The 739-nt window shown below is 48.2% G+C and carries 1 protein-coding gene; it reads right to left on the minus strand.

What is annotated here, in order from left to right:
• The coding region (locus tag R8O11_RS27300) for a TRAP transporter large permease subunit (RefSeq protein ID WP_318194889.1) at nucleotides 1–739 on the minus strand (739 nt) is incomplete at both ends.

The raw sequence follows: 739 nt of genomic DNA on the forward strand, positions 1-739 counted from the left end.
AATGGAACCAAGTACAGCCCCTTCGCAATTTTCCAAGCCATTAAGCCGGTTCGCATTGGTGGCGTTTTCGCAATGGTCGCCGCTGCGAATGCGGTTAAACACACTGGTGGCGTAACGTTACTGTCTTGCGAAAGCCAGAATATGATCAAATGCGCGGCCAACAATGCCAAGCCAACCGCCTCTAAACCCAAACTTTGCTCTAGTAGCGTTTCAACAAAATCAGCAGGAACCATCGACAGCATTTCTTTCGCCGTTTCCAGCGCCATTGGCGCATTGAGAAGTTCGAGCTTATCTGGTGCAGCTAGCATGAAGATCGCTTTCGCTTGCTCAGGTAATTGCCCTGAAACCATCAACTCTAAAAGTTGGTTCTCGGCAATCAACTTATACAAGGCAGGGGCAGACAAAGTGCCCAGAACAATATACGCCGCTGTCACAGGTAAGCCCATACCTAAAACCAACGATGCCAAAGCAATCAACACGAGCATGATGAACAAATCACCATTCGCCCAACCATTGATCATCAAAGAGAAAGTATTGCCGATGCCTGTGGTACTGATTACGTTGATCACTAAACCAATACCCACCAGCAAGACAGCGGTGGTTGCCATGTTCTTCGCGCCTTGAGACATCGCCTCGATGATCGCTTTTGGTCCCATCTTGTGATCTTTCGAAAACCACGAAGAGACAGCAACAGAAATGATGGAAAGGCCTGCCGCATAAGTGGGTGTAAAACCTTTCA

The organism is Vibrio sp. 1288 (assembly GCF_033344475.1).